The organism is Streptomyces sp. MNU76 (assembly GCF_020982545.1).
In the GTDB taxonomy this organism is placed as follows: domain Bacteria; phylum Actinomycetota; class Actinomycetes; order Streptomycetales; family Streptomycetaceae; genus Streptomyces.
Genome location: NZ_JAJKLK010000003.1, coordinates 245,620 through 271,437, shown reverse-complemented (window position 1 = coordinate 271,437; position 25,818 = coordinate 245,620). Strand labels below are relative to the sequence as shown.

21 protein-coding genes are annotated in these 25,818 nt (G+C 70.5%); 10 read left to right on the top strand and 11 right to left on the bottom strand.

Features of this window, described 5'->3' with window-relative positions; all coding sequences use genetic code 11:
- Window positions 1-44: 44 nt before the first annotated feature.
- A complete protein-coding gene (locus E4N62_RS07560) occupies window positions 45-2,765 on the top strand; it encodes a DNRLRE domain-containing protein (RefSeq protein WP_230213052.1) in 2,721 nt (906 codons plus the stop codon).
- A gap of 89 nt (window positions 2,766-2,854) precedes the next feature.
- On the top strand, window positions 2,855-3,556 hold the full coding sequence (locus E4N62_RS07555) for a hypothetical protein (RefSeq protein ID WP_230213050.1): 702 nt from the start codon (window positions 2,855-2,857) through the stop codon (window positions 3,554-3,556).
- Here E4N62_RS07555 and E4N62_RS07550 read toward each other — a convergent pair.
- Together E4N62_RS07550 and E4N62_RS07545 are read right to left on the bottom strand one after the other, a co-directional pair.
- Entirely contained in the window at window positions 3,535-4,683 is a 1,149-nt protein-coding gene (locus tag E4N62_RS07550; RefSeq protein WP_230214055.1) for a glycosyltransferase, read from the bottom strand. The genes E4N62_RS07555 and E4N62_RS07550 overlap by 22 nt on opposite strands.
- 181 nt (window positions 4,684-4,864) lie before the next feature.
- On the bottom strand, window positions 4,865-5,404 hold the full coding sequence (locus E4N62_RS07545) for a WcaF family extracellular polysaccharide biosynthesis acetyltransferase (protein ID WP_230213048.1): 540 nt from the start codon (window positions 5,402-5,404) through the stop codon (window positions 4,865-4,867).
- Between the two features lie 339 nt (window positions 5,405-5,743).
- Here E4N62_RS07545 and E4N62_RS07540 point away from each other — a divergent pair, with 339 nt between their 5' ends.
- Window positions 5,744-7,237, top strand: a complete 1,494-nt coding sequence (locus tag E4N62_RS07540; protein WP_230214054.1) for an O-antigen polysaccharide polymerase Wzy family protein — start codon at window positions 5,744-5,746, stop codon at window positions 7,235-7,237.
- Between the two features lie 392 nt (window positions 7,238-7,629).
- On the opposite strand, the gene E4N62_RS07535 is transcribed toward E4N62_RS07540, so the two are convergent.
- The 3 genes from E4N62_RS07535 to E4N62_RS07525 are packed head-to-tail and all read right to left on the bottom strand — an operon-like array spanning window position 7,630 to window position 11,968.
- Window positions 7,630-8,889 (bottom strand): hypothetical protein, encoded by a 1,260-nt coding sequence (locus E4N62_RS07535; protein ID WP_230214053.1) that lies wholly within the window; start codon window positions 8,887-8,889, stop codon window positions 7,630-7,632.
- Window positions 8,890-8,930: 41 nt separating this feature from the next.
- The gene (locus tag E4N62_RS07530; protein ID WP_230213046.1) at window positions 8,931-10,688 is read right to left on the bottom strand and encodes a lipopolysaccharide biosynthesis protein; all 1,758 of its coding nucleotides are present in this window, start codon (window positions 10,686-10,688) and stop codon (window positions 8,931-8,933) included.
- Complete coding sequence (locus E4N62_RS07525) at window positions 10,685-11,968, bottom strand: glycosyltransferase (RefSeq protein WP_230213044.1); 1,284 nt, start codon at window positions 11,966-11,968, stop codon at window positions 10,685-10,687. Before E4N62_RS07525 ends, E4N62_RS07530 begins: the two co-directional genes overlap by 4 nt.
- 125 nt (window positions 11,969-12,093) lie before the next feature.
- Here E4N62_RS07525 and E4N62_RS07520 point away from each other — a divergent pair, with 125 nt between their 5' ends.
- Window positions 12,094-12,600 carry an adenylyltransferase/cytidyltransferase family protein gene (locus E4N62_RS07520; protein WP_230213042.1) on the top strand — a complete coding sequence of 169 codons (507 nt, stop codon included), beginning with the start codon at window positions 12,094-12,096 and terminating at the stop codon, window positions 12,598-12,600.
- Between the two features lie 14 nt (window positions 12,601-12,614).
- On the opposite strand, the gene E4N62_RS07515 is transcribed toward E4N62_RS07520, so the two are convergent.
- Complete coding sequence (locus E4N62_RS07515; RefSeq protein ID WP_374116951.1) at window positions 12,615-13,394, bottom strand: CDP-alcohol phosphatidyltransferase family protein; 780 nt, start codon at window positions 13,392-13,394, stop codon at window positions 12,615-12,617.
- Window positions 13,395-13,475: 81 nt separating this feature from the next.
- Window positions 13,476-14,582, bottom strand: coding sequence for an LCP family protein (locus E4N62_RS07510; RefSeq protein WP_230213040.1), 1,107 nt, complete (start codon window positions 14,580-14,582; stop codon window positions 13,476-13,478).
- A 342-nt stretch (window positions 14,583-14,924) separates the two neighbouring features.
- Here E4N62_RS07510 and E4N62_RS07505 point away from each other — a divergent pair, with 342 nt between their 5' ends.
- A complete protein-coding gene (locus E4N62_RS07505; RefSeq protein ID WP_230213038.1) occupies window positions 14,925-15,101 on the top strand; it encodes a reverse transcriptase N-terminal domain-containing protein in 177 nt (58 codons plus the stop codon).
- A gap of 145 nt (window positions 15,102-15,246) precedes the next feature.
- Here the strand turns inward: E4N62_RS07505 and acnA are convergent, their stop codons facing one another.
- On the bottom strand, window positions 15,247-17,964 hold the full coding sequence (gene acnA / locus E4N62_RS07500) for an aconitate hydratase AcnA (RefSeq protein ID WP_308184877.1): 2,718 nt from the start codon (window positions 17,962-17,964) through the stop codon (window positions 15,247-15,249).
- A 424-nt stretch (window positions 17,965-18,388) separates the two neighbouring features.
- Here acnA and E4N62_RS07495 point away from each other — a divergent pair, with 424 nt between their 5' ends.
- From E4N62_RS07495 to E4N62_RS07480, 4 genes are all read left to right on the top strand, one after another.
- Window positions 18,389-19,285, top strand: a complete 897-nt coding sequence (locus E4N62_RS07495; protein ID WP_230213033.1) for an aminoglycoside phosphotransferase family protein — start codon at window positions 18,389-18,391, stop codon at window positions 19,283-19,285.
- Window positions 19,286-19,453: 168 nt separating this feature from the next.
- Window positions 19,454-20,176 carry a VOC family protein gene (locus E4N62_RS07490; RefSeq protein ID WP_230213031.1) on the top strand — a complete coding sequence of 241 codons (723 nt, stop codon included), beginning with the start codon at window positions 19,454-19,456 and terminating at the stop codon, window positions 20,174-20,176.
- A 95-nt stretch (window positions 20,177-20,271) separates the two neighbouring features.
- The gene (locus tag E4N62_RS07485; RefSeq protein WP_230213028.1) at window positions 20,272-20,469 is read left to right on the top strand and encodes a DUF4236 domain-containing protein; all 198 of its coding nucleotides are present in this window, start codon (window positions 20,272-20,274) and stop codon (window positions 20,467-20,469) included.
- Between the two features lie 146 nt (window positions 20,470-20,615).
- The gene (locus E4N62_RS07480; protein WP_230213025.1) at window positions 20,616-22,145 is read left to right on the top strand and encodes a UDP-N-acetylglucosamine 1-carboxyvinyltransferase; all 1,530 of its coding nucleotides are present in this window, start codon (window positions 20,616-20,618) and stop codon (window positions 22,143-22,145) included.
- 443 nt (window positions 22,146-22,588) lie between these two features.
- Here the strand turns inward: E4N62_RS07480 and E4N62_RS07475 are convergent, their stop codons facing one another.
- Complete coding sequence (locus E4N62_RS07475; protein WP_230213023.1) at window positions 22,589-23,041, bottom strand: IS110 family transposase; 453 nt, start codon at window positions 23,039-23,041, stop codon at window positions 22,589-22,591.
- Window positions 23,042-23,369: 328 nt separating this feature from the next.
- Here E4N62_RS07475 and E4N62_RS07470 point away from each other — a divergent pair, with 328 nt between their 5' ends.
- A complete protein-coding gene (locus tag E4N62_RS07470; RefSeq protein ID WP_230214117.1) occupies window positions 23,370-23,609 on the top strand; it encodes a hypothetical protein in 240 nt (79 codons plus the stop codon).
- A 287-nt stretch (window positions 23,610-23,896) separates the two neighbouring features.
- Here E4N62_RS07470 and E4N62_RS07465 read toward each other — a convergent pair whose 3' ends face one another.
- Window positions 23,897-24,703 (bottom strand): IPT/TIG domain-containing protein, encoded by an 807-nt coding sequence (locus E4N62_RS07465; protein WP_230213021.1) that lies wholly within the window; start codon window positions 24,701-24,703, stop codon window positions 23,897-23,899.
- Between the two features lie 656 nt (window positions 24,704-25,359).
- The gene (locus tag E4N62_RS48585; RefSeq protein WP_308184876.1) at window positions 25,360-25,650 is read right to left on the bottom strand and encodes a transposase; all 291 of its coding nucleotides are present in this window, start codon (window positions 25,648-25,650) and stop codon (window positions 25,360-25,362) included.
- Window positions 25,651-25,818 lie beyond the last annotated feature (168 nt).

Below are 25,818 nucleotides of genomic sequence, written 5' to 3'. Positions count from 1 at the left end.
GCTCCTGACATCCCCTATCAAGGCGTTCTGTCTTGGGGGCCACATTGAGAACAACCAGAGGGCTGCACGCCGCCCTCGTCCTTTGCCTGGCGGCCGGTCTGGGAACCGCCGTCCTACCGCAGGCCGCCGCGCTCACCGAGCCGGTCGCCTTCACCGCGGACGACCTGCCCACCTGGCAGACCAACGGGACCGTCTGGGCGCTCGCCCAGGCGGACGGAGTGGTCTTCGCCGGCGGCACCTTCTCCGTCGTACGCCCGCCGCAGGGAGGTTCCGGAAGCCAGCAGGAGGCGCTCAACTTCGTGGCGCTGGACGCCGCGACCGGTGCCCCGACCGACTGCGAGCTGTCGTTCACGGTCGGGTCGGGCAACGCCACCGTGCGGGCGCTGGCCGTCTCGCCGGACAAGCAGACGCTCTACGCGGGTGGCTACTTCGGCGCGGTGAACGGCACACCGGTATCCAGCGTCGCCGCCATCGACATCGCCAGCTGCACGCCGAAGACCGGATTCAACGCCGCCTTTGCCGCCACCGTGCGGGATCTCGCCGTCACCGACGACACCGTGTACGCGGCAGGTGACTTCGGCCAGGTCAACGGCCAGACCAGGCAGCGCTTCGCCGCGGTGGCGGCCGGCAACGGCGCGCTGCGGCCGTTCCGGGCCGACGCCGACGAGCCCGGACGCGCCGTCGAGCTCACGCCGGACGGGGAGAACGTCCTGCTCGGCGGTGACTTCTTCAGAGTCAACAGGGCCAACTCCCACGCCCTCGCGGTGGTCGACGCCGACACCGGGAGCCTGACGAAGGCTTACCCGAACGGCTTCATCGAGAGCCGCTCGGTGGTCAAGGACATCGACGTCGACGCGACCGGCTTCTACACCGGCAACGAGGGCACCGGCGCCGGCGTCTTCGACGGCCGGATCGCCCTGAAGCTGGACACGTTCGAGCAGCGCTGGCGCGACACCTGCCTGGGCGCGACCCAGGCCGTCAAGGCGCACAAGGACGTGCTGTACAGCGCCTCGCACGCGCACAACTGCTCCAGCGTCGGCGAGTTCCCCGAAGGCCGCCGCTACCACTTCCTCGCCCAGCCCACCACGTCGGTCGGCAAGCTGGGCTGGTTCCCGGACACCAACGACGGCATCGGCGAGGGCATCGGTCCGCGCACTCTCACCGTCGCGGCCAAGAACGGCGTCGAATACCTTTGGTCCGGTGGGGAGTTCACCACCGTCAACGGCGCCGCCGCGCAGGGCCTGACCCGGTTCGCCTCCACCGGTGACACCGGGAGGCCCACCACCCCGGTGGCGAGCGTGAAGAGCACCAAGGGCGGCGAGGCCGAGATCAGCTGGCGTGCCAGCCTGGACCTCGACGACAGCCGGCTGAGCTACAAGGTCTACCGGGACGGCTCCGCCACGCCCGTCGGCACGGTCGAGGCCGAGTCCCTGCCCTGGGACCGCCCACAGGTGTCCTTCACGGACACCGGTCTGGCCGCCGGCACCCATTCCTACCGGGTGACGGCCACGGACGCGGCGGGCAACGTCAGCGGGCTCTCCGCCACGGTGAGCGTCACGGTCGCCCCCGCCCCGGGGCCGTACGCCTCGGCGGTCCTCGCCGACGGCGCCAACCTGTACTGGCGCTACGACGACACGGAAGGTCCGTACGCCGCCGACTCGTCGCCCGGTGGCGTCAGGGGTGTGCAGTCCGGCCGGCCCGCCCTCCAGCAGAGCCCGGGCGCGGTGGCCGACGCAGGCGCGGCGTACGGCTTCGACGGCTCCGACGACAAGGTGTACAGCGATCGCTGGACACAGGTGGCCAGCGCCTACACCGTGGAGACGTGGTTCAGGACCACCACGACCCGGGGCGGCAAGCTGGTCGGCTTCGGTAGCGGCACCACCAGCAGCCTTTTTCACGACAAGCACATCTACATGACCGACAAGGGACAGCTGTTCTTCGGTGCCTACGACGGCGCGTTCCGTACCGTCTCCACGCCGGGCTCGTACAACGACGGCCAGTGGCACCACGTCGTCGGCACTCAGGGACCGAATGGCATGACCCTCTACGTCGACGGCAAGCGGGTCGACGGCAACGGCAACTCCAGGCACCAGGCCTACACGGGCCGCTGGCACGTCGGCGGCGACAGCCTCGTCTCCGGCTGGCCGTCCAGGCCGTCCAGCCTGTACTTCGCCGGCCAGATCGACGAGACCGCCGTCTACCCGAACGTGCTGAGCGCCGACCGGGTCGCCGCGCACTACGCGCTGGCGTTCCCGCAGAGCGATACCGTCACCACGGTGCAGCCGGACGAGGACACGTACGTCAACGCGGGCGCGCCGGGCTCCAACTACGGAGCCGACTCGTCGCTCGCGGTACGCGGCACCTCCGCCTACGAGACGTACCTGCGCTTCCAGTTGCCCGCCGCCCCCGCCCGCACCAAGCTGACCGGAGTGACGCTGGAGGTGAACACCAACTCGGCGTCCTACGCGGGATCCACCGATCCGGTGCAGATCCGGCCGGTCACGGGCGCGTGGTCGGAGAGCGAGGTCACCTACACGACGAAGCCGTCCCTCGGCACCGAGTCCCTGGGCACGCTCACCCCGCCGACCACCGCCGGTACCAAGGCCACGGTGCAGCTGGACGCGGCCGCCGTCGCCGCAGCCCTGGGCGGCGAGTACGACCTGGCGCTGACGGCCGACGGCACTGACTCGCTGTGGCTGTGGTCGAGCGAGGCCTCGGCCGCGGAGAGCACACCGCGGCTGATCCTCACGTTCTCGCCGGCGTAGACACGGCAGCGGTACGACAGGGTGCTCCGCGGCGGGGCGGCGTCACGGCGCCGCCCCGCCGCGGAACCACCGGAGCAGGAGCAACAGACATGCGTAACCACATCCGGCGCCCGGTCGTGGCGCCCCTGCTGCTGACGGCGGTGCTGACCGTGGCGGGCTGCTCGTCGTCGGGGCCGACGGGCAAGGACACCCCGTCCGCCTCCACACCCACGCGAACGCTCTCGGCGGCCGAGCGGCTCGCCGGGGAGCAGGACTCGGCGGGCGACGGCAGCAGCCCTGCACCCGCACGGTCCGCCTCCGTCGGGCCCGTACGTCCCGACTCGGAACTGAAGCCCGCCACCGGCTCGTTCACCAGGAAGGAGAAGAAGTACCTGAGCGGGCGCGTGCCCGAATCGGTCGAACCCGCCGCCGTGCTGGAGGCCGGCCAGGAGGCGTGCCAGCGGATCGAGCGCACCGCGAAGCACGACAAGGACGCGGCCGCCACCGCCGTCGTCTCCGGGGAGATCCAGGACGCCGCCGACGCCATCACCCACCTCTGCCCCGAGCAGCGGCCGGTGCTGGACGCGGCCGAGGGCGGGTACCCGGACGGCACCCACACCGACCCGAAGCCCGGCCGCTACCGGACCGTTTCGGCAGGCACCGACTGCCTCTGGGGGATCACGGATGCCAAGGGCAAGGAGCTGGATGCGGGCTCCGGGACGGGTGACAGCGAGGAGCAGAGCACCCTGACCATCCCTGCCGGCGCGACGGAGTTCGTCTCCTCCGGCTGCTACGCCTGGCTGCGGGCCTGAGCCACGGCCCGGCCGTAGACCTCCAGGAGTTCCTCCACCACGGCGTCCATCGAGAAGGCGTCGTCGGCCAGCGCACAGGCGGCCGCCGACGCCTTCTCGGCCGTGCCCGGCTCCAGCAGTTCCAGGACGGCCGGAGCGAGCCCTGCGGCGTCCGCGACGACCCGGCCCGCGCCCACCTCCCGGACGGCGGCGGCGAGTCCGTTCGACTCGGTCACCACGGCCGGTGTGCCGACGGACAGCGACTCCAGCACCGACATCGGGAAGGGCTCGTCCACGGACGGCAGGACATAGACGTGCGCGCGGCGCAGTTCGTCCAGCACCCCCGCCGGGCTGAGCGGCCCGACACAGTCGAAGCGGTCGTGCAGCCCCAGGCTGTCGATCAGTTCCCGTACGGCGGCCAGTTCGCCCTCGTCGGGCCCCGCGACGACGAAGCGGGCATCGGAGTGGTGCCGGAGGATCTCCGGGGCCGCCGCCACGAAGTCACGGGGCCGCTTGCGTGCCTGCAGGCGGGCCGCGTACAGGATCCTGGGCGGCCCCTCCGGGACCGGGCGCGCCCCCTGCCGGGACACCGCTGCCTGCCGGGGCACCCCGTTCACCAGTCGTACCGCGTTGCCCAGTGGAGCGCCCAGCACGGCGTCGAGGCCGCGGAGTTCGTGCGCCGTCAGGTGCAGGACGGCCGAGGCGCCGCGCAGCAGCCGCCGTACGGCCAGCGCGTCGAGCACCTTGGCCAGGAGCCTCTCGCTGGGGTCGACCATGCCGTGGGTCTGCAGCACCAGCGGGACACCGGCCCGCAGAGCGGCCAGGGCCACGGGCAGGGTCACCAGGTCGCGGGCCAGGTGGACGTGAACCACGTCCGCGGCGCGTACCAGCCGGCCGGCCCCGGCCAGCAGCGCGGGTGAGGTGATGCCGCTGAAGCCGAGCGGCAGCAGCCGTCGGGCGGGCAGCAGCCGCGCGGGGATCCCCTCCACGTCGGTGGGCGGCGCCGTACCGAACCCGTCGGCCAGGGCCAGCAGCCGGGGCGCGTGACCGCGCTCGCGCAGCGCGTGCGACAGGTTGAGGGCGACCCGGACCGGGCCCCCGAAGGCACCGGTCGGAGAATGCAGGGTGACGACGTGCAGCACCCGCAGACCCGGCGTGCTCATCCCGTCCCGCTCCGGACGCGCCGAACTCATCCCCGCCCCTTCTGGAAGCGCCGCGCTCGTCGCGGCCCTCTCCGGACCCGGCGCACGCCCGCCTTCCACGCGCTGCGCGCCCCATCGCCTCGCACACCCGGCACGCCCCCAGCGTTGTCTCCCAGGCCCGACGCGCTCACATCGGTTCCTTGACGGGGCGACGGTCGCCGTCGGCGGTGTGCAGGGTCAGTTCGGGCAGGTCGCGGTGGAGGACCGAACCGGCGCCGACAACGGCGTGCCGTCCCACGCGGGTTCCCGCGAGCACCGTGGCACGAGCGGCGATCCACGCCCCGTCCTCCACCGTGATGGGCGCGTTGCGGTAGCGGAAGTCGGCCGCCCGGTGGTCGTGGCTGCCGGTGCACAGCAGTGCCTCCTGCGAGACGCACACCTGGGCTCCGATGGTGATGGGCTCCAGGTTGAGCAGCCAGGCGCCCTCCCCGATCCAGGAGTGGTCACCCACCGTCAGCTTCCACGGCCACAGCACCCGGACCCGGTGCCGGATCAGCACGTGGTCACCGATGGTGGCGCCGAACGCGCGCAGCAGCGCGATGCGCAGCCGGGCCGGACACCACCAGGTGGCGAAGAGCAGGTTCTGCACGGCGAACCACAGCGCCTGGGTCAGCCTGCCACGCCCCTTGTCGTACCCGGTCAGCGTGAACGCCGAGAGATCGCGCATGGCGCCGGACTCCCCCCTGTGCCAAGTCGTGGCGCGCGGTGCGGCCGCGCGACGGGGCCCAGGTTAGCGCCTGTCGTACCGTCACCACACGTCCCCGCCCAGGGACTTGGGCCCCGGCCCCGGCCCCGGCCCCTCTCATCGCCAGGCGCGGGGCTCGTTAGACTGGCGGGACCGGGTGCCGACCGAAGACCGCCGGGAAGTCCCGGGGAGCCATGGGAAACCCCGGGGTGATGGGGGTATGGGCAGACCCCGGGGCGATAGGGGTATGGAGTGGCGGCCGACAGCACGGCACCGGCGAAGCACGACTCGACGGCTGATACGACGCACGGCGCCGTCTCGCTGCCACCCCCGTTCGCGGCCCGCACCCTGCTCTCCCGGGCGCTGGCCGTGCCGCTGGTGCTGGGGCTGTCGTGCTTCCTGCCGCTGGTGGTCGTCTCCCAGTCCGGCCAGGGCCCCCGCGACGCGGCTTTCCTTCTCCAGTTCGTCCTCACCATCTACTGCGGGGCGCGGCTGTCCGCCATGGTCCTGGCCGCCCGCCGCAAGCTGCTCCAGGCCTCCTTCTGGATGTTCTGCTACATGGCGATGGGGGTGGCCCCCCTCGCCCAGGCGGTCCTCGGCCGGGTGCCCACGCCGGTCGTCGGGCCCCGCGAGGATCTCGTCCAGGCCGTCTCCTTGGTGCTGCTCGGCTGCTTCGCCTTCGACGTGGGAGCGCTGCTCGCCCGGTACCGCCCGCCGTGGCATCGCCGCGGACACACACACGGAAGGTCGGCGTACGACGGTGCCGCGACAGGGAGCGGTGCCTTCTCGGACACCCGGCCGCTGCTGATCCACCACAGGCGCCTGATCCTGCTGACCCTGCTCGCCTTCGCCGCCGGCGCTCTCCTCATCGTCAAACTCGGCGGCCTCGTCGTCTTCTTCAGCAGCCGCCAGGAGATCATCGCGAGCGTCGAGGAGGCGGGGCTCTCCGGCGACGGCTCGCAGGCGGGCCAGGCCCTGCTGCGCGGCTTCGGCACCGTGCTGCCGCTGATCGCCCTGCTGGTCTACACCCGTTGGCTGGTCACGTCCCGGCGGGCCCGCAGGACCTGGTCGGTGATCGCGACGTTCGGCGCGCTGGTCGTCCTCAACGCCATCGTCAACAACCCGATCTCCAACCCCCGCTACTGGTTCCTCACGGTGATGTTCGCGCTGCTGTTCACGGTGTTCCCGGTGAGCGCCGCGATGTACCGGACGTCCCTGAGCCTCGGCGTGGTGGTCGCCCTGCTGGTCTTCCCGTTCGCCGACCGGTTCCGGTACGACGAGAAGAACACCCGGCAGGTCGAGACGACGTCGTTCCTGGAGCCGCTGGCGCTCAAGGACTACGACCAAGTCGGCATGTTCGCCAACACGATCACCTATGCGGAGTCCGGGCCCGGTCACTCCTACGGATACCAGCTGGCGGGCTCGCTGCTGTTCGCCGTACCACGCTCGGTCTGGCCGGACAAGCCGACCGACACGGGTGTTCTGGTGGGTGAGTGGATGGGCACGGTCAACACGAATCTGTCCTCGCCGGTGTGGGCGGAGCTGTGGCTCGACTTCGGGCCGGTCGGCATGACCGCCGCCCTGGCCGCCATCGGGTACGCGGCGGCCCGTGTCGACCGGCGGCTCGCCCGCCGGGCCGTCCGCCGCGCTCCCCCCGGAAGCCTGCTGCTGATCGCCGTCCCGCTGCTCGCGGGCTACTCGTTCATCCTCATCCGCGGCCCTCTGCTCCAGGCCACGGGCCGGGTCGCGATCGCGGTACTGTGCCTCATGCTGATCGCCACGTACCGGCGGGAGCGGGGGGCTTGGCTGGGCTGAGGGGTTCGGTGCGGCCCGGAGAGCGGCACTGGACGACTCGGTACCACCCGCGGCCTGCTCCTGGGCGTCAGGGACGGCATCGACTACCGACTTGAACTGCGACACCGCCGTGAAATGTGTCGCACCTGCTGATTCGGCTGCCTCGGCGCAGTCGCCGTACACCACATCCGTGGACGTGACCCGACGGACGGCTTCATCCCTCTGAGCATCTCACGAGGATGGGCACGACACAGGCCCAGCCGTCGGCTGCTCCCCCAGGCCGCGCGCACGGGCCATCAGCAAGTCACCGGTCAAACCCAGATCCTGCCACGAGACGACGTCTGCACCCGTTTCTCTCAGTGTGCTCTCACAGTCCCCGGGCGGCTCACGCCCCGGTACAGTCGTTCGTCCGCTCACCGTCCCACCGCCTCGACGTCCGTTCCGGGCGGCTGCGGGGAGGGGCCGCCGTCGCCGCCCGCCGGAGACCGTCGACGCACCCCGAGCACCCGCAGCCACGCGGCCAGCGCCTTCGCCCCTGACCCTGCGGCCAGGCCCCAGGCCGCGCCCAGCGCTCCGGCCCAGGCGTAGCCCGCGTACATCAGCCCTACCGACAGCAGCGAGAAGGCCACCTGGACGGGGAGGGTCTCGCGGGGGCTGAGCACCCGGAGGGTGAGCAGGGCGCTCACGCCCAGGCCCATCAGCGTGTACTGCGTGCCGGTCGCCGACAGCAGTTCCGCGACCGCGGGCCAGGTGTCGCCGAGGACCTGGCGGCCCCAGTGGTCCGGGAGGAGCCACCATGCCGTCCCCCATGCCGCGCCGACGGCGGCCAGGGCTGCGCCCAGCAGGACGGTGGCCCGGACCACGGCCCGGCCTCCGCCGAGCCGGTTCAGCAGGGGTGGGCCGAAGCCCTGGGCGGCGCCGAAGAACACGTTCAGCGGGCCGAAGAGCGCCGAGGCGCCGCGCAGCGCCCCGACCGCCAGCGGGCTGCCCAGTGCGCCCAGTCCCAGCACCGCGAGCTGGCTGGAGCCGTTGCCGACGGCGAACTCGACGGCGAAGCGCTGCCCCAGGTGGCCGCGGACGGCGTACTGGCGCAGATCCGTGCCGGCTCCGGTCAGCGTCCGCCGCAGCAGCAGGGCGGCGAGCGCGAGGCTCGGCAGGGCGGCGAGGCCCCACGCCAGCACCAGCCGGGCCGGGGAGGCCCCGGCGGGCTGCAGGGCCAGGACCGTCACGGTGGAGGCGAGCCGCAGCCCGTCCGCCGCCAGCGCGTGGTGGGGGCGGCCCAGCAGCGAGAAGCAGTACCGTGCGGCGTCCTGGAGCAGGACGACCGGCAGGACCGCGCCGAGCGTCGTGAGCGCCCGCCCGGGGGCGGGAGCCGCCCAGCCGACGGCAGCGAGAGCCGCCCCGACGGCGCACGCCGACACCGCGGTGAACGCCAGCGCCGAGCGGCAGGCCGTCGCCACGCGGCCGGCGTCGCCGCGTACCAGCACCAGCGCCTGCCCGACGTAGGACATGAACAGGCCAAGGACCACGGTGAACACCAGGTACACGAGGGAGAACCGCGCGAACCCGGATGCCGTCGACAGCCGTGCGGCCAGGACGAGCACCAGGATGTTGGTCAGCCCGGCGGCGCCCTGGTCGAGCACCGCGGCGAGCGCCGCGGTACGGGTCCGCAGTGCGCCGTTTCCGGCGCTCACGTCGGCGCTCGTTCCGGCGCTCACGAGCGATCGGGCGGTGCGATGATCCGCAGCGCGACCGTCGTCGAGCCGTCGCCGAGATCGGCTTCCTCCGCCCCGCGGCCCCGGTCGTCGCGGCGGTGGTCCGCGGCGGACCAGGACGAGGCCATGGAACGGTGTCCGGCCGCCGGCTCGCCGGGGGAACCCTCGGTGGCACCGCGCCGCTTGCCCCGCTTGCTCTTCTGTTCCTGTCCGGTCCTGCCCCGCTGTCCCCGGTGCATGACCGTGCCCAGCACGGTGCCTCCCGCACCGGTGATGAGGTCCCGCAGCCGGGCCAGCTGGGAGCGGTGCACGCCGCGCGGGTCGCACACCACCAGCACGCCGTCGACCCGGTCGACCAGCGCCAGCGCGTCGGCGTAGGCGAACACCGGCGGAGTCAGCACGATCACGGTCACCTTCGGGTCGTCCGCCTCCTCCACCAGCCGGGACATCTCCGGCGAGGTCAGCGCGCGCGCCACGTTGCGGACCCGGGTCCCGGGCACCAGGTCGAAGCTGCCGGACTCACCCGCGTCCACGGTCAGCCTCCGCCGCCCCGGCCATTCGTCGGACTCCGCGCCGTGCCCCCAGGACGAACGGCTGATCTCACGGGCGCGCAACTGCCCCTCCAGGGACGGCCGGCGCAACTCGGCCTCGACGATCAGCACGCGTTTGCCGGTCTCGGCGAACGACGCGGCCAGATTGACGGCCACGGCGGCCGCCGTACGACTGGAGCCGCGCGGCGCGGCCACCAGGAGCCGTCGCCGATCGGCGAACCGCCGGTCGTAGGCGAGCCGGTAGGCGATCGAACGGTACTCCTCGGCCAGCGGGGAGTCCTGGCGGTCCTCGGTCAGCAGCGGATCGGTGTCCCGGGTGCGCGGCAGCGCACCGAGGACCGGGGCGCGCAGCGCGCGGGCCACGTCCCCCTCCGAGCGTGCCGCCGGGTCGAAGACCAGCCGCGCCCACGCCATGAGCAGGCCGAGCGCGATGCCGACGGCGCCGCCCAGCCCCAGCGACAGCGCCCACCCGGGGCCGTCGGAGGCGGTGGGCACCGTCGCCTCCTTGATCACCTTGCCGGGTGTCGTGTCGAGCGACCGCAGGTTGCTGATCCGGTTGCCGAGTTCGGTGATGCGGCCCAGCAGGTTGGCCTTGACGGTGTAGTCCGCCTCGGTGCCGCCGCCGTTCTCCAGCGTCGCGGCGAGCTCGTCGTGCTGCTTGGAGACCGGATCGAGCTGCTTCTGCAGTCCTTTGAGCATGGCGTCCCGGGTGCGGTCGGTGTCCTGTTCGCGGTCGTCGAGATATGCCTTGACCAGAGCGTTGGCGCGCCGCTCCGACACCTGGGGGTCCTGGGAGGTGTAACTGAAGCTCAGCACCTGCGACTGCGGCGGGTTGGTCACCTGCAGGCCCTCCAGCAGCGCGTCCGCGTCCCCGCGGAAGCCGAGCGCGTCCGCCGCGAGTTCCGCCGTTCTCCTGCTCGTGGCGGCTTGTCGTTCGGTGTTCATGTCGAGGATCTTGTCGGTCGCGACGCTCGGATTGAACGGGTCCTCGATCGCTGCGCGCACCACCACGTCGCTGGTGGCCACATAGGTGTCGGATGTGCTGTAGCCGAGCCAGGCACCGCCCAGCAGGCCGAGCAGCACCCCGCCGGCGATCAGCCGGGGATACCGCAACAGCTGCCGGAACTGGTCCCGCAACAGGTCCGGTTCGTCGTCCGCCACGGCCACCGGCCCGGTGTCCGCCGTGCCTTCATGTGACTGCGTCATGCCGCCGATCCCCTCACCGCCGGGCGCTGTCCTGACAGCACTTCGTCAAGAAGCGCGTCGTAGCGGGCCAGTCCCGCCGCCCGGCTCAGATGGGCCGCCACGTGGCGTGGCCCCGCGGCTCCCAGCCGCGCGGCCGCCTCCGGGTCGGCGGCCAGGTCCCGTACCGCCGTCAGCAGTGCGGCCGGGTCCTCCGGCGGCACCAGGACACCGGCGCCGGAGCGCCGTACCTCCCAGGCGGTGCCGCCGCCGTCCGTGACCGACGCGACGACCGGCCGGCCGGCCGCGAAGTACGACGTCAGCTTGGACGGCACGCTCATGTCGAGCACCGAGGCCCGCTGGGTCACGGCCAGCACATCGGCCGCCGCGAGCGTGTCGGGGAAGTCGTCCTCCGGGGCCGGCGGCAGGAACTCCAGGTTGGGCACGCCGTCCGCGAACCGCCGAAGGGTCTCGCGCTGGTTGCCGTCCCCCATGAGCACCACGCGGACGGCCGGGTCCAGACGCGCCGTCTGCACCAGCACTTCCAGGCCCTGTTTGAGGCCCATGTTCCCGGAGTGCAGGACGACGGTGTCCGAGGGAGCCCAGCCGAGTCGCCGCCGGATCTCCTCGCGCGGCCGGGTCGGGGCGGCCACGTGGGACCAGTTCGGCAGGGTCCGGATCCTGTCGGGGGCCACGCCGAGGGCGGTGACCTTGGCGGTGAACGTGTCGTGGATGACGCCGACGAGGCCGGCCCGCCGCAGCACGTACGCCTCGACGCGCGCCGCCACGGCCGACGCCCGGTCCCCGCCCTCGATGCCGCTCTGCGCGGCGGCGGCTCCCATCAGATCCTGGACGACGGGCACGTAGGGCACCCGCCAGCGGGCCGCGAGCCGTGCCCCGGCCACGCCGCCCGCGAGGCTGGGCAGTTGGGCGATGACGGCGTCCGGCCGCGGCATCCGCGGTGGAGCGGTGAGCTTGTGCGCCAGCAGCGAGCCCTCGAACAGGGCGCGCCGCACCGCCGTCTGCCGGCGTGGGACGGTGTGCCGCCTGCGGTGCACCGTCACTCCCTCGCGGATCTCGGTGTGCCGCCACCTTCCCCGGTACTCCGGGTCCACCGACCACGACGGGTAGTGCGGCATGCCGGCCAGCACGTGGGTCTCGTGGCCCTGTGCCGCCCAGTGCTCGGCGATCTGGGCGGCGTAGGGACCTATGCCGGTGTGTTCCGGCGCGTAGTTGGTCGACACCAGCAGCAGCCGTCTGTGTCGCCCGGCGCCGGCCGGTCCGGCCGACCCGGATTCGCGCATCGTGTGCCCCCCTCGTGACGAACGATTACTCGGGTACCTTAATCGTTCACCTGTCCCTCGCATGTGTGCACGGTAGTGTCGGCCCGGCATGCGGGGGGAGGAACTGCTTCAGGGGGCAAGTCATCATGGCGGAAGGCAAGTTGTACCGGGTGGGGTACGCCCCCGGGGCCTACGACCTCTTTCACATCGGGCACTTGAACATCCTGCGCCACGCGCGGGAGCGCTGTGACTACCTGGTGGCGGGGGTGGTGTCGGACGAGATGGCCGAACTCGCCAAGGGCAGGCGCCCGATGATCCCGCTCATCGAACGCCTGGAGATCGTCCGGAACATCAAGTACGTGGACGCGGCCTTCGTGGAAACCGTCCCCGACAAGCTGGAGACCTGGCAACAGGTCCGCTTCGACGTCCTGTTCAAGGGGGACGACTGGCGCGGGACCCCCAAGGGGGACCGGCTGGAGCGTGACTTCGCCGCGGTGGGCGTCGACGTCGTCTACTTCCCTTACACCGTGCACACCTCCAGCACCCAGCTGCGCCGGGCACTCGACGCCCTGACACACGAGAAGGGGCGCCTGGCGGATCAGGCCGGGGCCGGGGACCATCAGGGGCTTTCGCAACAGGCCCTGCGGCCGTAGACCCTGTCGCTACGTCACATTCCCGTCCGCCCCGCGGCGGCCGCGGCCGGGCGGCTGAGCTCCCGGAACCACTTGGCCAGGAACAGCGGCAGGTAGAGCACCGCCGCCGCGCCCAGCAGCGCGTACCCCCACAGGAACAGCTCTCCCCCGCCCAGCAGCAGGAACACCAGGCAGAAGACGCCGTGGTCGACCGGGAGCAGCGCCACCGCACGCAGGGTCGACGGCGGCGCGGGGGCGCTGCCTGGGGCGGGCTTCGGCTTCAGCTGCTCGGTGAGCAGACCGCCGAAGAACGTGACGATCGCGGCGAAGAGGAACCCCAGGGGGAGTGCCAGCCATGCGTCGGAGCCTGCGCCGAAGTGTCCTGAGTGGCGGTAGAGGGTGAGCAGTACGGCGGTGTGCAGGGCCGTGATCTTGGCGCAGTCCACCACGTGGTCCAGCCACTCGCCCGCCGGGCTTCCGCCACCCCGCAGCCGTGCCAGCTGCCCGTCCGCGGAGTCGAAGGCGAACCCGACAGCCAGCGCCAGCCACACCACCAAGCCCGTTCCCCACGACGGCTCGGCGAAGGCGAGCACCGCCACGCCGCCGAAGCTGAACCCGGCGCTGATCAGCGTCACCTGGTTGGGAGTCAGTCCGGCGACGTACGAGCCGGCCGCCAGCAACCGGCCCGTGGGGCGATTGACGAACCTCGAATACAGCGACACCCCGCCGGCGCGCTTCTGCGCACCCCGCAGCCGTCCGAGCGCCTCGCCCAACGACATCCCCGCTCCGGCGGCTCTGTCACTCACCTCCGTCATCGGCACCCCCTGTGCTTTCCCGCTTGCGTGTGTGTCCATGATGACAACACCCCTGGTGCCGCCTCCTCGGGGCTCGGCGGTTCAGCCCGCGGACGCCGGAGACTTCTTCGCCGAGGCCGGGATCGCCGCGTCCTGCCGAACAGCCTCCCACAGCTCGGAAGCCTGCGGCTCGGCCGCCACGACTCGGTTGGGATCGGCCTTGTCGTACTTCACCGGCAGCATGACGGTCTCGAGGGAGCCGGGGTCGATGCCGTTCATGCTGCGCCCGAAGTCGGCCAGTGCGGTCAGCGAGGCGAGTTCGGAGTCCGTGGTCAGCGCCTTGGTCATGGACTGGGCGATCCGGTAGGACTTCACGGGGCTGCCCAGCAGGTCCTGCTTCTTCACCTCGCTGAGCAGGGCCGTCAGGAACTGCTGCTGGAGGCCTATCCGCCCCAGGTCGCTGCCGTCGCGGTAGCCGTAGCGGGTGCGGACGAACCTCAGGGAGTCGGCGCCGTTCAGACGGTGGGTTCCGGCGTCCAGGGTGAAACCGCCCTTGGTGTCGTGAATGGGTTCGCGGACGTCGACCGTCACGCCGCCTATGTCGTCGACCAGTTCCTTGAAGCCGGCGAAGTCGATCTCCAGGAGGTGGTCGATCCGCACCCCGGACATCTGCTCCACGGTCTTCACCACACAGGCTGAACCGGCAGCGGAGTAGACCGAGTTGAACATCACGCGGGCGGCCGGACCCAGTTCGGTGCCGTTCGCCCTGGTGCAGGACGGCCGGTCGACGAGGGTGTCGCGGGGGATGCTGACCGCGACGGCCTCGGAGCGGTTCTCGGAGACGTGCAGCACCAGCGCCGTGTCCGAACGGGCACCGCTGACCGCGCCGCTGTCGAGTTCCGCGTTGTCACCCGCGCGGGAGTCCGACCCCAGCACCAGGATGTCGGTCGCCTGTAGCGCGGCGGAAGCCTTCCTTGGACGGTTGTCCCCCAGGGCCCCGTCGATGTCCACGCCCTTGATGTTGCTGTCCAGGCTGCGGTACATCCACCACCCGGTCCCCGCGGCGCCGAGGAGGACGACGGCGCACCCGATACCGAGGATGCGCAGCGTCCGGCGACGGGCGGACGTACGGCGGGGGCCGGGCACGGAGCCGGGAGAGGAGGAATCCGCCTGCCTGTCCTCGTCGGCCGATGACATCGCCTCTGCCATTGCCCCGTTTCCCCTTTCCATGCCTGCTTCCGCACCCGACCCGAGATGCCGGCGCGTGGTCATCCGACCGCGGAGCCTGAGTGGTGTGGGAGGAGAAGGCACTCCGCATGGACGGCCGCGATCGTCGGTGAACTATAAACGACCGCCAACGCATAGTGAGGCGTTCCGCACAGCTTGCTGTCACGGGCCGGGGCGCAGGGGACCGGGCCGGCGGCCCGTGCGAGGGCCGGGGGTTGCGCTGTCGCTTCCGGGGCACGCGGCCGGCCGCCACGGTGCTGCCGCGCCGGATCCGGCTTGAAGCGGCTGCCTCAGAGGATTCTCAGGGCTGCCCGCGAGGGTGACATGAAGCAGGTGCGTAACCGGCAACAGCTGATGCTGCGGTCCAAGGCCAACACGTTGACGGGTGTCAGGCGGGTCTGCCAGGTCGGCACCGGAAAGAAGACGGGCGGGATGGGATGGGGAGAAGGCTCCGACTCCGGAGATGCGGGGGTGGGAGATGGCACGGCAGGTATGTGCTGACCCCAGGCCCGCCCCCAAGCCCGTACGTCGTGTGTACAGCCCGAAGGCGAACGGCAACAGGCGCGTCTTCCGCACCGTCGAGCGCGAGTGCCCCGCCCCCCCCGTGCGCGAGATGCAGGGGGGCGGGGCGCTCGTTCACATCAGGTCAAGAACCGGCAAGTTGGCGCAGCACGTAGTGCATGATGCCGCCGTTGCGGTAGTAGTCGGCCTCACCGGGGGTGTCGATGCGGACGACCGCGTCGAACTCGACGCCGCTGTCGGTGGTCACCTTGACCGTGCGGGGCGTGGTGCCGTCGTTGAGCTCGGTGACGCCCGTGATGGAGAAGGTCTCCTCGCCGCTCAGGCCGAGGGACTGCGCCGAGGCGCCCTCGGGGAACTGCAGCGGGAGGACGCCCATGCCGATGAGGTTGGAGCGGTGGATGCGCTCGTACGACTCGGCGATGACGGCCTTGACGCCGAGGAGGGCCGTACCCTTGGCCGCCCAGTCACGGGAGGAGCCGGAGCCGTACTCCTTGCCGGCCAGGATGACCAGCGGGATGCCCTGCTCGATGTAGTTGCGCGAGGCGTCGTAGATGAAGGAGACCGGCCCGCCGTCCTGCGTGAAGTCGCGGGTGTAGCCGCCCTCGGTGCCCGGCGCGATCTGGTTGCGCAGGCGGATGTTGGCGAACGTGCCGCGGATCATGACCTCGTGGTTGCCTCGGCGCGAGCCGTAGCTGTTGAAGTCACGACGCTCGACACCGTGCTCCGTGAGGTACTTGCCTCCGGGGGTGTCGGCCTTGATCGCACCGGCCGGGGAGATGTGGTCGGTGGTGACCGAGTCGCCCAGCTTGGCGAGGACGCGGGCGCCGGCGATGTCGGAGACCGGGGTGGTCTCCATCGTCATGCCCTCGAAGTAAGGGGGCTTGCGGACGTACGTCGACTCCGCGTCCCACTCGAAGGTGTTGCCCTCGGGGATCGGCAACGCCTGCCACTGGGCGTCGCCCGCGAAGACGTCCTGGTAGGACTTGCTGAACATGTCCTCGCCGATGGCGTTGGCCACGACGTCGTTGACCTCGGCCTCGGAGGGCCAGATGTCGGACAGGTAGACCGGCTTGCCCTCCTGGTCCGTGCCGAGGGCGTCGCGGGTGATGTCCACCTTCATGGAGCCCGCGAGGGCGTACGCGACGACCAGCGGCGGGGAGGCCAGGTAGTTCATCTTGACGTCGGGGTTGATCCGGCCCTCGAAGTTCCGGTTGCCGGAGAGGACCGAGGTGACCGCGAGGTCGTGGTCGTTGACGGCCTTGGAGACCTCCTCCGGCAGCGGGCCGGAGTTGCCGATGCAGGTGGTGCAGCCGTAACCGACGAGGTTGAAGCCGACCTTGTCGAGGTACGGGGTGAGCCCGGCCTTGTCGAAGTAGTCGGTGACGACCTTCGAACCCGGGGCGAGGGTGGTCTTGACCCACGGCTTGCGGGTCAGGCCCTTCTCCACGGCCTTCTTCGCGACGAGCGCGGCGGCGACCATGACGTACGGGTTGGAGGTGTTGGTGCAGGAGGTGATGGCCGCGACGGTGACCGCGCCGTGGTCGATCTCGTACGTCGAGCCGTCGGGGGCGGTCACGGTGACCGGGTTGGACGGGGCGCCGTTCGGGGCGACGGCCGGGGCGTCGGAGGCCGGGAAGGACTCCTTGCCGGACTCGTCCACGGAGTCGACGTAGTTGCGCACGTCCTGCTTGAACTGCTCGGCGGCGTTGGCGAGGACGATGCGGTCCTGCGGGCGCTTCGGGCCGGCGATGGAGGGGACGACCGTGGCGAGGTCCAGCTCCAGCTTCTCGGAGAAGTCCGGCTCGGCGGCCGGGTCCAGCCAGAGGCCCTGCTCCTTGGCGTACGCCTCGACGAGCGCGAGCTGCTGCTCGGAGCGGCCGGTGAGCTTGAGGTACTTGATGGTCTCGCCGTCGATCGGGAAGACCGCGGCGGTGGAGCCGAACTCCGGCGACATGTTGCCGATGGTGGCGCGGTTGGCGAGCGAGGTGGCGGCCACGCCCTCGCCGTAGAACTCGACGAACTTGCCGACGACACCGTGCTTGCGGAGCATCTCGGTGATCGTGAGCACGAGGTCGGTGGCGGTGGTGCCGGGGGTCAGCTCACCGGTGAGCTTGAAGCCGACGACGCGCGGGATGAGCATCGAGACCGGCTGGCCGAGCATCGCGGCCTCGGCCTCGATGCCGCCGACGCCCCAGCCGAGGACGCCGAGGCCGTTGACCATGGTGGTGTGCGAGTCGGTGCCGACGAGGGTGTCGGGGTACGCCTGGCCACCCCGGACCATGACCGTGCGCGCCAGGTGCTCGATGTTCACCTGGTGGACGATGCCGGTGCCGGGGGGTACGACCTTGAAGTCGTCGAAGGCGGTCTGGCCCCAGCGCAGGAACTGGTAGCGCTCCTTGTTGCGGCCGTACTCCAGCTCGACGTTCTGGGCGAAGGCGTCGTTCGTGCCGAACTTGTCGGCGATGACGGAGTGGTCGATGACCAGCTCGGCCGGGGAGAGCGGGTTGACCTTCGCCGGGTCACCGCCGAGCTCCTTGACGGCCTCACGCATGGTCGCGAGGTCCACGACACAGGGCACGCCCGTGAAGTCCTGCATGATCACGCGGGCCGGGGTGAACTGGATCTCCTGGCTGGGCTGGGCCTGCGAGTCCCAGCCGCCGAGGGCACGGATGTGGTCGGCGGTGATGTTCGCGCCGTCCTCCGTGCGGAGCAGGTTCTCCAGCAGGACCTTGAGGCTGTAGGGCAGGCGAGCCGAGCCCTCCACCTTGTCCAGCCGGAAGATCTCGTACGACTCGTCGCCCACCTGCAGCGTGCTGCGGGCGTCGAAGCTGTTCGCCGACACGACAGTCTCCTTCATTCCATGTGCGCGTACCACCGCATCCTGCCGCCACGCCCCCTTGGCCGATCCGCTAAGGTAAGGCTAAGTTAGGCACCCCTTACCGGGGTGGCGGCCGCAGTGCGCCTCGGCAGATATCTCGATGTCGAGATAACAGTAGTACATGGGCGCGGGCTGGTCATGCCCGGCCCAATGTGGCGTGCGCCAATCTCCGCCGCCTGCGCCCCGTCCGCCCGGCGGCGCGGGGACCGCCTGGGGGCGCCCGCCGGCGGCCCGCCGACGGCCCGGGGACCGCCAGGAAACCACCAGGGGACCGAAAATCTCGGTTGATCCGGCCCCTGGCGGATGAATACCTGGTTGTCGTTCCTGATCGTCTGGAGCGCGTCCGGCGTCCGGCCTCCGCGCCGGAACCGGGGGAGGGCCCGCGCGCATGACCATGCACGTCGACCAAGTGGACGTGGCCACCGAGACCGTCGAGGCCCTGATCCGCGAGCAGTTCCCCCGGTGGAGCGGCAGGGCGATCCGGCGCGTGCCGTCGACCGGGACGGTCAACGCCATCTTCCGCATCGGTGCCGACCTCTCCGCGCGTCTCCCCCTGCGTCCGGCCGATCCCGCCGAGGCGCTGGCGGTGCTGGAGCGGGAGGCCCTGGCGAGCGCGGAGCTGGCAGGGGTCTCCCCGTTCCCCGTCCCGAAACCCGTCGCCCTGGGAGAGCCCGGAGCGGGGTACCCCATGCCGTGGTCGGTCCAGACCTGGCTGCCGGGCACGGTCGCCGCCGATGCCGACCCAAGTGGGTCCGACGCCTTCGCCGAGGACCTCGCGGCCTTCGTCGAGGCCCTGCGGGACGCCGGGACACGGGGCCGGGTCTTCGACGGCGACAATCGCGGCGGCGTGCTCACCCACCACGACGAGTGGATGGCGACGTGCTTCGCGCGGAGCGAGGACCTGCTCGACGTGCCCCGGCTGCGCCGGTTGTGGAACCGCCTCCGGGAACTGCCCCGCACGAGCGCCGACGTGATGAGCCACGGCGACCTGATCCCCGGCAACGTGCTGGTCACGGGAGACCGGCTCAGCGGCGTACTCGACACCGGCGGGTTCGGCCCGGCCGACCCCGCGCTGGATCTGGTCGGCGCCTGGCACCTGCTGCGGACAGGACCGCGACAGGTGTTCCGGCGGGCGCTGGGCTGTGACGATCTGGAGTGGGAGCGCGGCAGGGCATGGGCGTTCGAACAGGCGATGGGTCTCGTCTGGTACTACGTCGAGAGCAATCCGGCGATGAGCGCCATGGGGCGCCGGACACTCGACCGCCTTCTGGGGTCGCCGGAGTGATGTCGCTCCGGCCGGGAGCGGAGGCCGGTCCGCGCCAGGCGGGCGTTGTGTCGCTGCGTTCTTAATGCGTTGCGGGGCGTTTCCCTGGCTTCCTAGCATGGTTGTTCCTCATGGGCGGGGGAACCGGCCCTGTCCGCGGCCGTGCCGGCGGATCGGAGATCCCACGCGATGACTTCCCACCTCCACGCGCTCACCTTGGACGCGAACGACCCCGACGAACTCGCGCGCTTCTGGGCCGGCCTCCTGGGCCGGGAGACGACCGAGGACCCCTACGGAGGCATCGCGCTCGCGCCGAACGACGACAGCGGGCTCCGCCTGCGCTTCCTGCCCAGCCAGGAGAAGAAGACCGTCCCCAACCAGACGCACTTCGACCTGACCAGCACCTCCCTCGACGACCAACGGCGGGTCGTGGAACGGGCGCTGGAGCTCGGCGGCCGTCACATCGATATCGGCCAGCTCCCCGAAGAGACCCACGTGGTCCTCGCCGACCCCGAGGGCAACGAGTTCTGTGTCATCGAGCCGGGCAACACCTTCCTCGCCGGCTGCGGATTCATCGGCGCGCTCGCGAGCGACGGTTCACAGGAGGTCGGGTACTTCTGGAGCCGGGCCCTGGGCTGGCCCCTGGTCTGGGACCAGGACGAGGAGACCGCGATCCAGTCGCCGCACGGCGGCCCGAAGATCACCTGGGGCGGTCCGCCGCTGGCCCCGAAGGTCGGGAAGTACCGCCTCCACTTCGACCTCGTCCCGTCCGCCGGCAGCGATCTGCGCGACGAGATCGACCGCCTCGTCTCCCTCGGCGCGGCCCCCGTGGACATCGGCCAGGGCCGGGTCGACTGGGCGGTACTGGTCGACCCCGACGGCCACGAGTTCTGTGTACTGCCGCCGCGCTGAGGCAATTGGCTCCGGGGAACGCCCAGTTGCCGTACACGGGTGGGGATGCCCGGCGAAGAGCGGGGTACCCGTTCGGCATCGGGAAGGAGGCAGACATGCCGCTCACGTTCCGCAAGAGCTTTCGGATCCTGCCGGGTGTGCGACTGAACATCAACAAGCGCTCCTGGTCCATCACCACCGGCGGCCGCAACGGCCCCCGCCGCACCCACAGCAGCACGGGACGCCGTACGACCTCGATGGACCTGCCCGGCCCCTTCGGCTGGCGCCGCACCAGCAACGCGCGGCGCCACTGAGCCCGGCTGACGTCCCCTCAGCTGACGCCACCTGGCTACACCCGACATCGCCTGACCTCGCCTGCCGTCACCTGAACGGGCCCGCGCCACACCCCCAACGGACCCCTCAAGAGGCGCCATCTCATATCTGAGATAACCTCTCCCTCATGGCAGACGACTACCTCGAACGCATCGGCAAGCTCATCCGTGACGCACGGCAGCACCGTGGCTGGACACAGTCGCAGTTGGCGGACGCCCTCGGTACGAGCCAGAGCGCGGTGAATCGAATCGAGCGCGGTAATCAAAACATCAGCCTTGAGATGATCGCCCGAATCGGTGAGGCCCTGGACAGTGAGATCGTCTCGCTGGGTTACGCGGGTCCGATGCATCTGCGGGTGGTCGGCGGGCGTCGGCTGTCGGGCGCGATCGACGTGAAGACCAGCAAGAACGCGTGTGTCGCGCTGCTGTGCGCCTCCTTGTTGAACAAGGGGCGCACAGTGCTGCGCAGGGTGGCCCGTATCGAGGAGGTGTACCGCCTTCTGGAGGTGCTCGGCTCGATCGGCGTACGCACCCGGTGGATCAACGGCGGTGTCGACCTGGAGATCGTGCCGCCGGCCGCGGTGGACCTCGACGCGATCGACGCGGAGGCGGCCCGCCGCACCCGCTCGATCATCATGTTCCTCGGCCCGCTGCTGCACCGAATGGACCACTTCAAGCTGCCGTACGCGGGCGGTTGCGACCTCGGGACGCGGACGATCGAGCCGCACATGATCGCGCTGCGCCGGTTCGGTCTCGACATCACGGCCACCGAGGGGCTGTACCACGCCGAGGTGGACCGCTCCGTCACGCCCGGCCGTCCGATCGTACTGACCGAGCGCGGCGACACGGTGACCGAGAACGCGCTGCTCGCCGCCGCCCGCCACGACGGCGTCACCGTCATCCGCAACGCCTCGTCCAACTACATGGTCCAGGACCTCTGCTTCTTCCTGGAGGCCCTCGGCGTACGGGTGGAGGGCATCGGCACCACCACGCTCACCGTGCACGGGGTGCCGCACATCGACGTGGACGTCGACTACTCCCCCTCCGAGGACCCGGTCGAGGCCATGAGTCTGCTCGCGGCGGCGGTCGTCACCGAGTCCGAACTGACCGTGCGCCGGGTACCGATCGAGTTCCTGGAGATCGAGCTGGCGGTCCTGGAGGAGATGGGGCTCGACCACGACCGCTCACCGGAGTACTTCGCCGACAACGGCCGTACGCGCCTGGTGGACCTCACCGTCCGGCCCTCGAAGCTCCAGGCGCCGATCGACAAGATCCACCCCATGCCGTTCCCCGGGCTGAACATCGACAACGTCCCGTTCTTCGCGGCCATCGCCGCTTCCGCGCAGGGCCAGACCCTCATCCACGACTGGGTCTACGACAACCGGGCGATCTACCTCACCGACCTCAACCGCCTCGGCGGTCGCCTCCAACTCCTCGACCCGCACCGGGTGTTGGTCGAGGGCCCGACCCGCTGGCGCGCCGCCGAGATGATGTGCCCGCCCGCCCTGCGTCCCGCCGTGGTCGTCCTCCTCGCGATGATGGCCGCCGAGGGCACGTCCGTGCTCCGCAACGTCTACGTCATCAACCGCGGCTACGAGGACCTCGCGGAACGCCTCAACACGGTGGGGGCACAGATCGAGATCTTCCGGGACATCTGATCGGCGCGGTGCCGTGCCCCTTGGAGGCAAGGGGCACGGCACCGCGAAATGCCTGCTGACCTGTGGATACTCATTTTCACGACCCTCCACTGATCACTGTTGTTCTTCAACACCTTGTGCAACGCACGTGCAAGATGATCTTGAATGGCCGACGATACGTCAGAGATATCTGATTACTCGTCAGTCCTTACGGGGGGTTGTCCCCGAAGTGGCCTCGCAACGTCCGGTGTCGGTCGCGTCACGCCGACCGTGTCTGGTCGACCGTCGGCACCCATGTCGAAGACCCGGCAAGCCACCCCGGTAGCCATTACGGTGCCGAGGCGGCGCCCCTTGCCGATTTGGTAATGCCCTTCGGCCGTCGGCCTGGAATCACCAGCTGGATGGGGGTTGCTTGCACTACCGGTAGTTCGTTAAATCCGGGTGGTAGAGGTTAAGACCGTGTCCTACATGGTCAGTTGGCAGTTGAGCTGGGCCTGGGGAGTGGTCGGTGGGGATGGATCGTTCCGGACGGACTCTGGGAGCAGCACGGCGCGGGCCGCCGCTTCCGCGTCGACGGCGTCGGTCTTGCCACGTCGTCGGCGCGCTGCCTTGTCAGGCTGGTTGACCTCGGTCACCTCGATGCCCTCGGTGCGCAGGTAACGGGCGAGCGCGGCGCCATAGGAGCCGGTGCACTCCACCCCTGCCCGGTGCAGGGCGCCGAACGAGCGTGCCCAGGAGACAAGTTGTTGATAGCCCTCGGTGGTGGCCGGGAAGCTGCGGCCGTCCGACGCGGCGCCGAGGACGGTGACGACGGTTGCCGCGTGGAAGTCCTTATGCGTGTCGACGCCTAGCAGAACCTCCTCCGCGGCGTCGGCCGGGACATGACACGGGGCTGTGGGCTGCGTGATGCTGGGCAAGGTCGCCTGTCTCCTGATCGCCTCGGAACCGGTGGCCGTCGTCGGGCAGGGGAGGTCAAGACTGTGACGGTGCCTGTCGCGAAGGCCCCTATCGGGACACGCCCCCTGCCCGGCGGCAGCAGATACCGCTCCGCGCGGTGGCCGACAGATCAACAGCAGGGCGCCAAAGCCAGTCTTTCCGCGGGTCAGGCCACCGCTCGAAGCGGTACCAGATCATCCTCACAGCCTTTCCGAACTTGAGGGCGGCGTTTTCACTGGTCGGGAGGTAGGGGCGGTGATTCCGTGGGAGTCGTGACCTGTCATGTCGTCGCTCACCGGGAGGTTGCGGATGCCATCGGTTGTCGGACTGCTGGAACAGCACCAGCTCGCAACGCGCTGTCGGGTCGACGGGCTGCGTGAGGAGGCCTACCGTATCCAGGCCGAGCTGGCCGTGGCCGAGATGGAGTGGCAGGAGTGGGTGATCGCCCGCAGGCGGGTCGACGCGGTGCTGGCTCGGGACTGCGGCAGCACCGCCGACACGGAGGACGTCCCGGATCCGCGGGCCGCAGGCGGACGCCGACGTCCCTGAATACGGCGAAGCCGAAGGGTGGTCCCGCTGGTTGGCCCGAGAGGTGCGCGGACAGCTCGCGGCTGCCTGCACCGAGCGCGCTCGCCAGCCGGACGGGGCACGCTCTTGCCGGTGTGACCGCGGCCTTCCTCTCAGGCGCATGCGGCTCGCTGCGCTGCCCTGGTGATCCGGCCACCCACCCGGTTTGCCGCGCGGAGCGGACCGAGACACGGCGAAGCGTTTCTCAGGGGTGTGGGCACCCGTGTGGGCCCGGACATGGATCGCAGTCCGGGCCCACAACGCATCGATCAGTTGTAGGTGAACCCGCCGGTGACGGTCACACTCCCGGCGGGAGTCGTCACGACGACCTCCGCGTTACCGGCCACTCCCGCAGGAGTGATGGCGCTCAGCACCGTGCCGGTGACGTCGACGACCACGCCGGTCGCCGGGACGCCGCCGATGGTCACGGTGGCCCCGGCGAGGTTGGTGCCGATGATCGCGATCGGGGTGCCACCGATGGCAGCGCCGACGGCCGGGGTGATGGAGACCGCCGTGGGCAGCGGCAGGCCGACGTAGGTGTATCCGCCGGCGACTGAGGCGCTGCCGGCCGCGGTGGTCACCACGACGGGCACGTTGCCGGCCGCGTGCGGCGGCGTGACACCGGTCAGCACCACGCCCGCGATGACGTTCACGCCGACGGCCGGGACCCCATCGAAGGTGACGCTTGCGTTGGTGAGGTTGGTGCCCACGATCGTGAAGGGGGTTCCTCCCGTCGTCGGGCCGAAGGGCGGGCTGAAGACCAGCACGCTCGGGGGCGAGGGCACCACGGGTCCCACGTAGGTGTAGTTGGCCGGGTTACTGGCGCCGGCCGCGGTGGTCACCACGACGGGCACGTTGCCGGCCGCGTGGGGGGGCGCGACCACGGTGATCAGGAAGCCGAAGAGGTCCTGGGAGACGATGGTCGCGGGCGCGCCTCCGAAGGTGACCGAGGTGGTACCGCCGAGGTTGGCGCCGATGAGCAGGACGGAGTTGCCGCCGGCGGTCGGCCCGAAGCCGGGGACCGCAGCGACCAGTGTCGGCTGCGTCAGGACGGAAAGCACACTGGTTTCAGACATGGGTGTCCTCCTGGACTGGGTTGTGGTGGTGTGAGGCGCATCGGCCTCTGGCCGCGGGTGCTTGCATGACTCGTGCGGCAAACGCACAGGGCACCAGCGGGGAAGGTGACCCGGATGTGGTCCTGGACGACCACAGGGCCGGGGTAAGGAATTGCGAATCTTTGGTCGACTCCGGCGGCTTGCCGGGGACCTGGCGCACAACTCTCGCCTTGGGCGGCGGCGCAGCTGCATGTACTACTGATGTGCAACAGACGGGTCGAGAGCGCTGACTGTACGCGCTGGCCCGAATGGGATGGGCCGCCCACCGGTATCCCTATTGACCCATGCGGGTGAGGGGATGACAAGAGACCTTGCAGAACGTCACCCGAATGGGGGGCGCGCAAAGAATGCGCGCCGGGCTGCTCGGTCAGTTTTCGGGGGCTACGTGCACTCCGGTCGGCGATGAGGCAGGCGTTTCGTTTCCCGCGCAATTACGGCGGGATGACTAATCGTCACGACGCCCCACTCGCATTCGCCGCCTCCGTGCGGCGGTTACTCCTATGGTCGCCGAGTGAACCGCCCCGGGTTCGATAGAGATCTCAGATTATGGCTTTGACCTGGGGTTTCGTGGATTCCATGTAGTGCTGAGGTTGAACTCGCAGTGGCGGGCCGGTCGATCATCCGGCACTCATGATCAGTCCGGTCTCGGTGAGGCAGCCGTCGATCAGTTCCGGGCGGTACTGGATCTTCTTGAGCTTGCGCTTCATGACGCGGGCCAGGTGGTCGAGGTTGGCGGCGGCGAAATCGGCCAGGCCGCGCTTGACCAGCGACCAGATGCCCTCCTGCGGATTGAGCTCAGGAGCGTACGACGGCAACTGGAACACCGTCAGCCACTCCTCGTTCTCCACGAAGAACAGCGCGAGCTCGTCGACCAGATGGACGTTGAGATTGTCCCAGACCCAGACCACGGGGGGCCTTGAGCTGGTTGTGCGCTACGACGATCAGGTCGCGGTAGTCCTGCCATCCGAAGCTCTTCGCCTCACCCTTCCGTCCCCGGTACACGTGCAACCGGTAGATCAGACGCGATCGTTCACCGCTCTTGAAGCAGACCACGCCCGCCACGGAGACCCGTCCCC

Bases quoted from the DNA above. Each gene is read 5' to 3' on its own strand.
- E4N62_RS07480 (WP_230213025.1), top strand. From the start codon at position 20,616: ATGGCAGACGACTACCTCGAACGCATCGGCAAGCTCATCCGTGACGCA.
- E4N62_RS07505 (WP_230213038.1), top strand. From the start codon at position 14,925: ATGAAGCAGGTGCGTAACCGGCAACAGCTGATGCTGCGGTCCAAGGCC.
- E4N62_RS07525 (WP_230213044.1), bottom strand. From the start codon at position 11,968: ATGCGCGAATCCGGGTCGGCCGGACCGGCCGGCGCCGGGCGACACAGA.
- E4N62_RS07520 (WP_230213042.1), top strand. From the start codon at position 12,094: ATGGCGGAAGGCAAGTTGTACCGGGTGGGGTACGCCCCCGGGGCCTAC.
- E4N62_RS07510 (WP_230213040.1), bottom strand. From the start codon at position 14,582: ATGGCAGAGGCGATGTCATCGGCCGACGAGGACAGGCAGGCGGATTCC.
- E4N62_RS07490 (WP_230213031.1), top strand. From the start codon at position 19,454: ATGACTTCCCACCTCCACGCGCTCACCTTGGACGCGAACGACCCCGAC.
- E4N62_RS07470 (WP_230214117.1), top strand. From the start codon at position 23,370: ATGCCATCGGTTGTCGGACTGCTGGAACAGCACCAGCTCGCAACGCGC.
- E4N62_RS07555 (WP_230213050.1), top strand. From the start codon at position 2,855: ATGCGTAACCACATCCGGCGCCCGGTCGTGGCGCCCCTGCTGCTGACG.
- E4N62_RS07530 (WP_230213046.1), bottom strand. From the start codon at position 10,688: ATGACGCAGTCACATGAAGGCACGGCGGACACCGGGCCGGTGGCCGTG.
- E4N62_RS07545 (WP_230213048.1), bottom strand. From the start codon at position 5,404: ATGCGCGATCTCTCGGCGTTCACGCTGACCGGGTACGACAAGGGGCGT.
- E4N62_RS07485 (WP_230213028.1), top strand. From the start codon at position 20,272: ATGCCGCTCACGTTCCGCAAGAGCTTTCGGATCCTGCCGGGTGTGCGA.
- E4N62_RS07515 (WP_374116951.1), bottom strand. From the start codon at position 13,394: ATGACGGAGGTGAGTGACAGAGCCGCCGGAGCGGGGATGTCGTTGGGC.
- E4N62_RS07465 (WP_230213021.1), bottom strand. From the start codon at position 24,703: ATGTCTGAAACCAGTGTGCTTTCCGTCCTGACGCAGCCGACACTGGTC.
- E4N62_RS07495 (WP_230213033.1), top strand. From the start codon at position 18,389: ATGACCATGCACGTCGACCAAGTGGACGTGGCCACCGAGACCGTCGAG.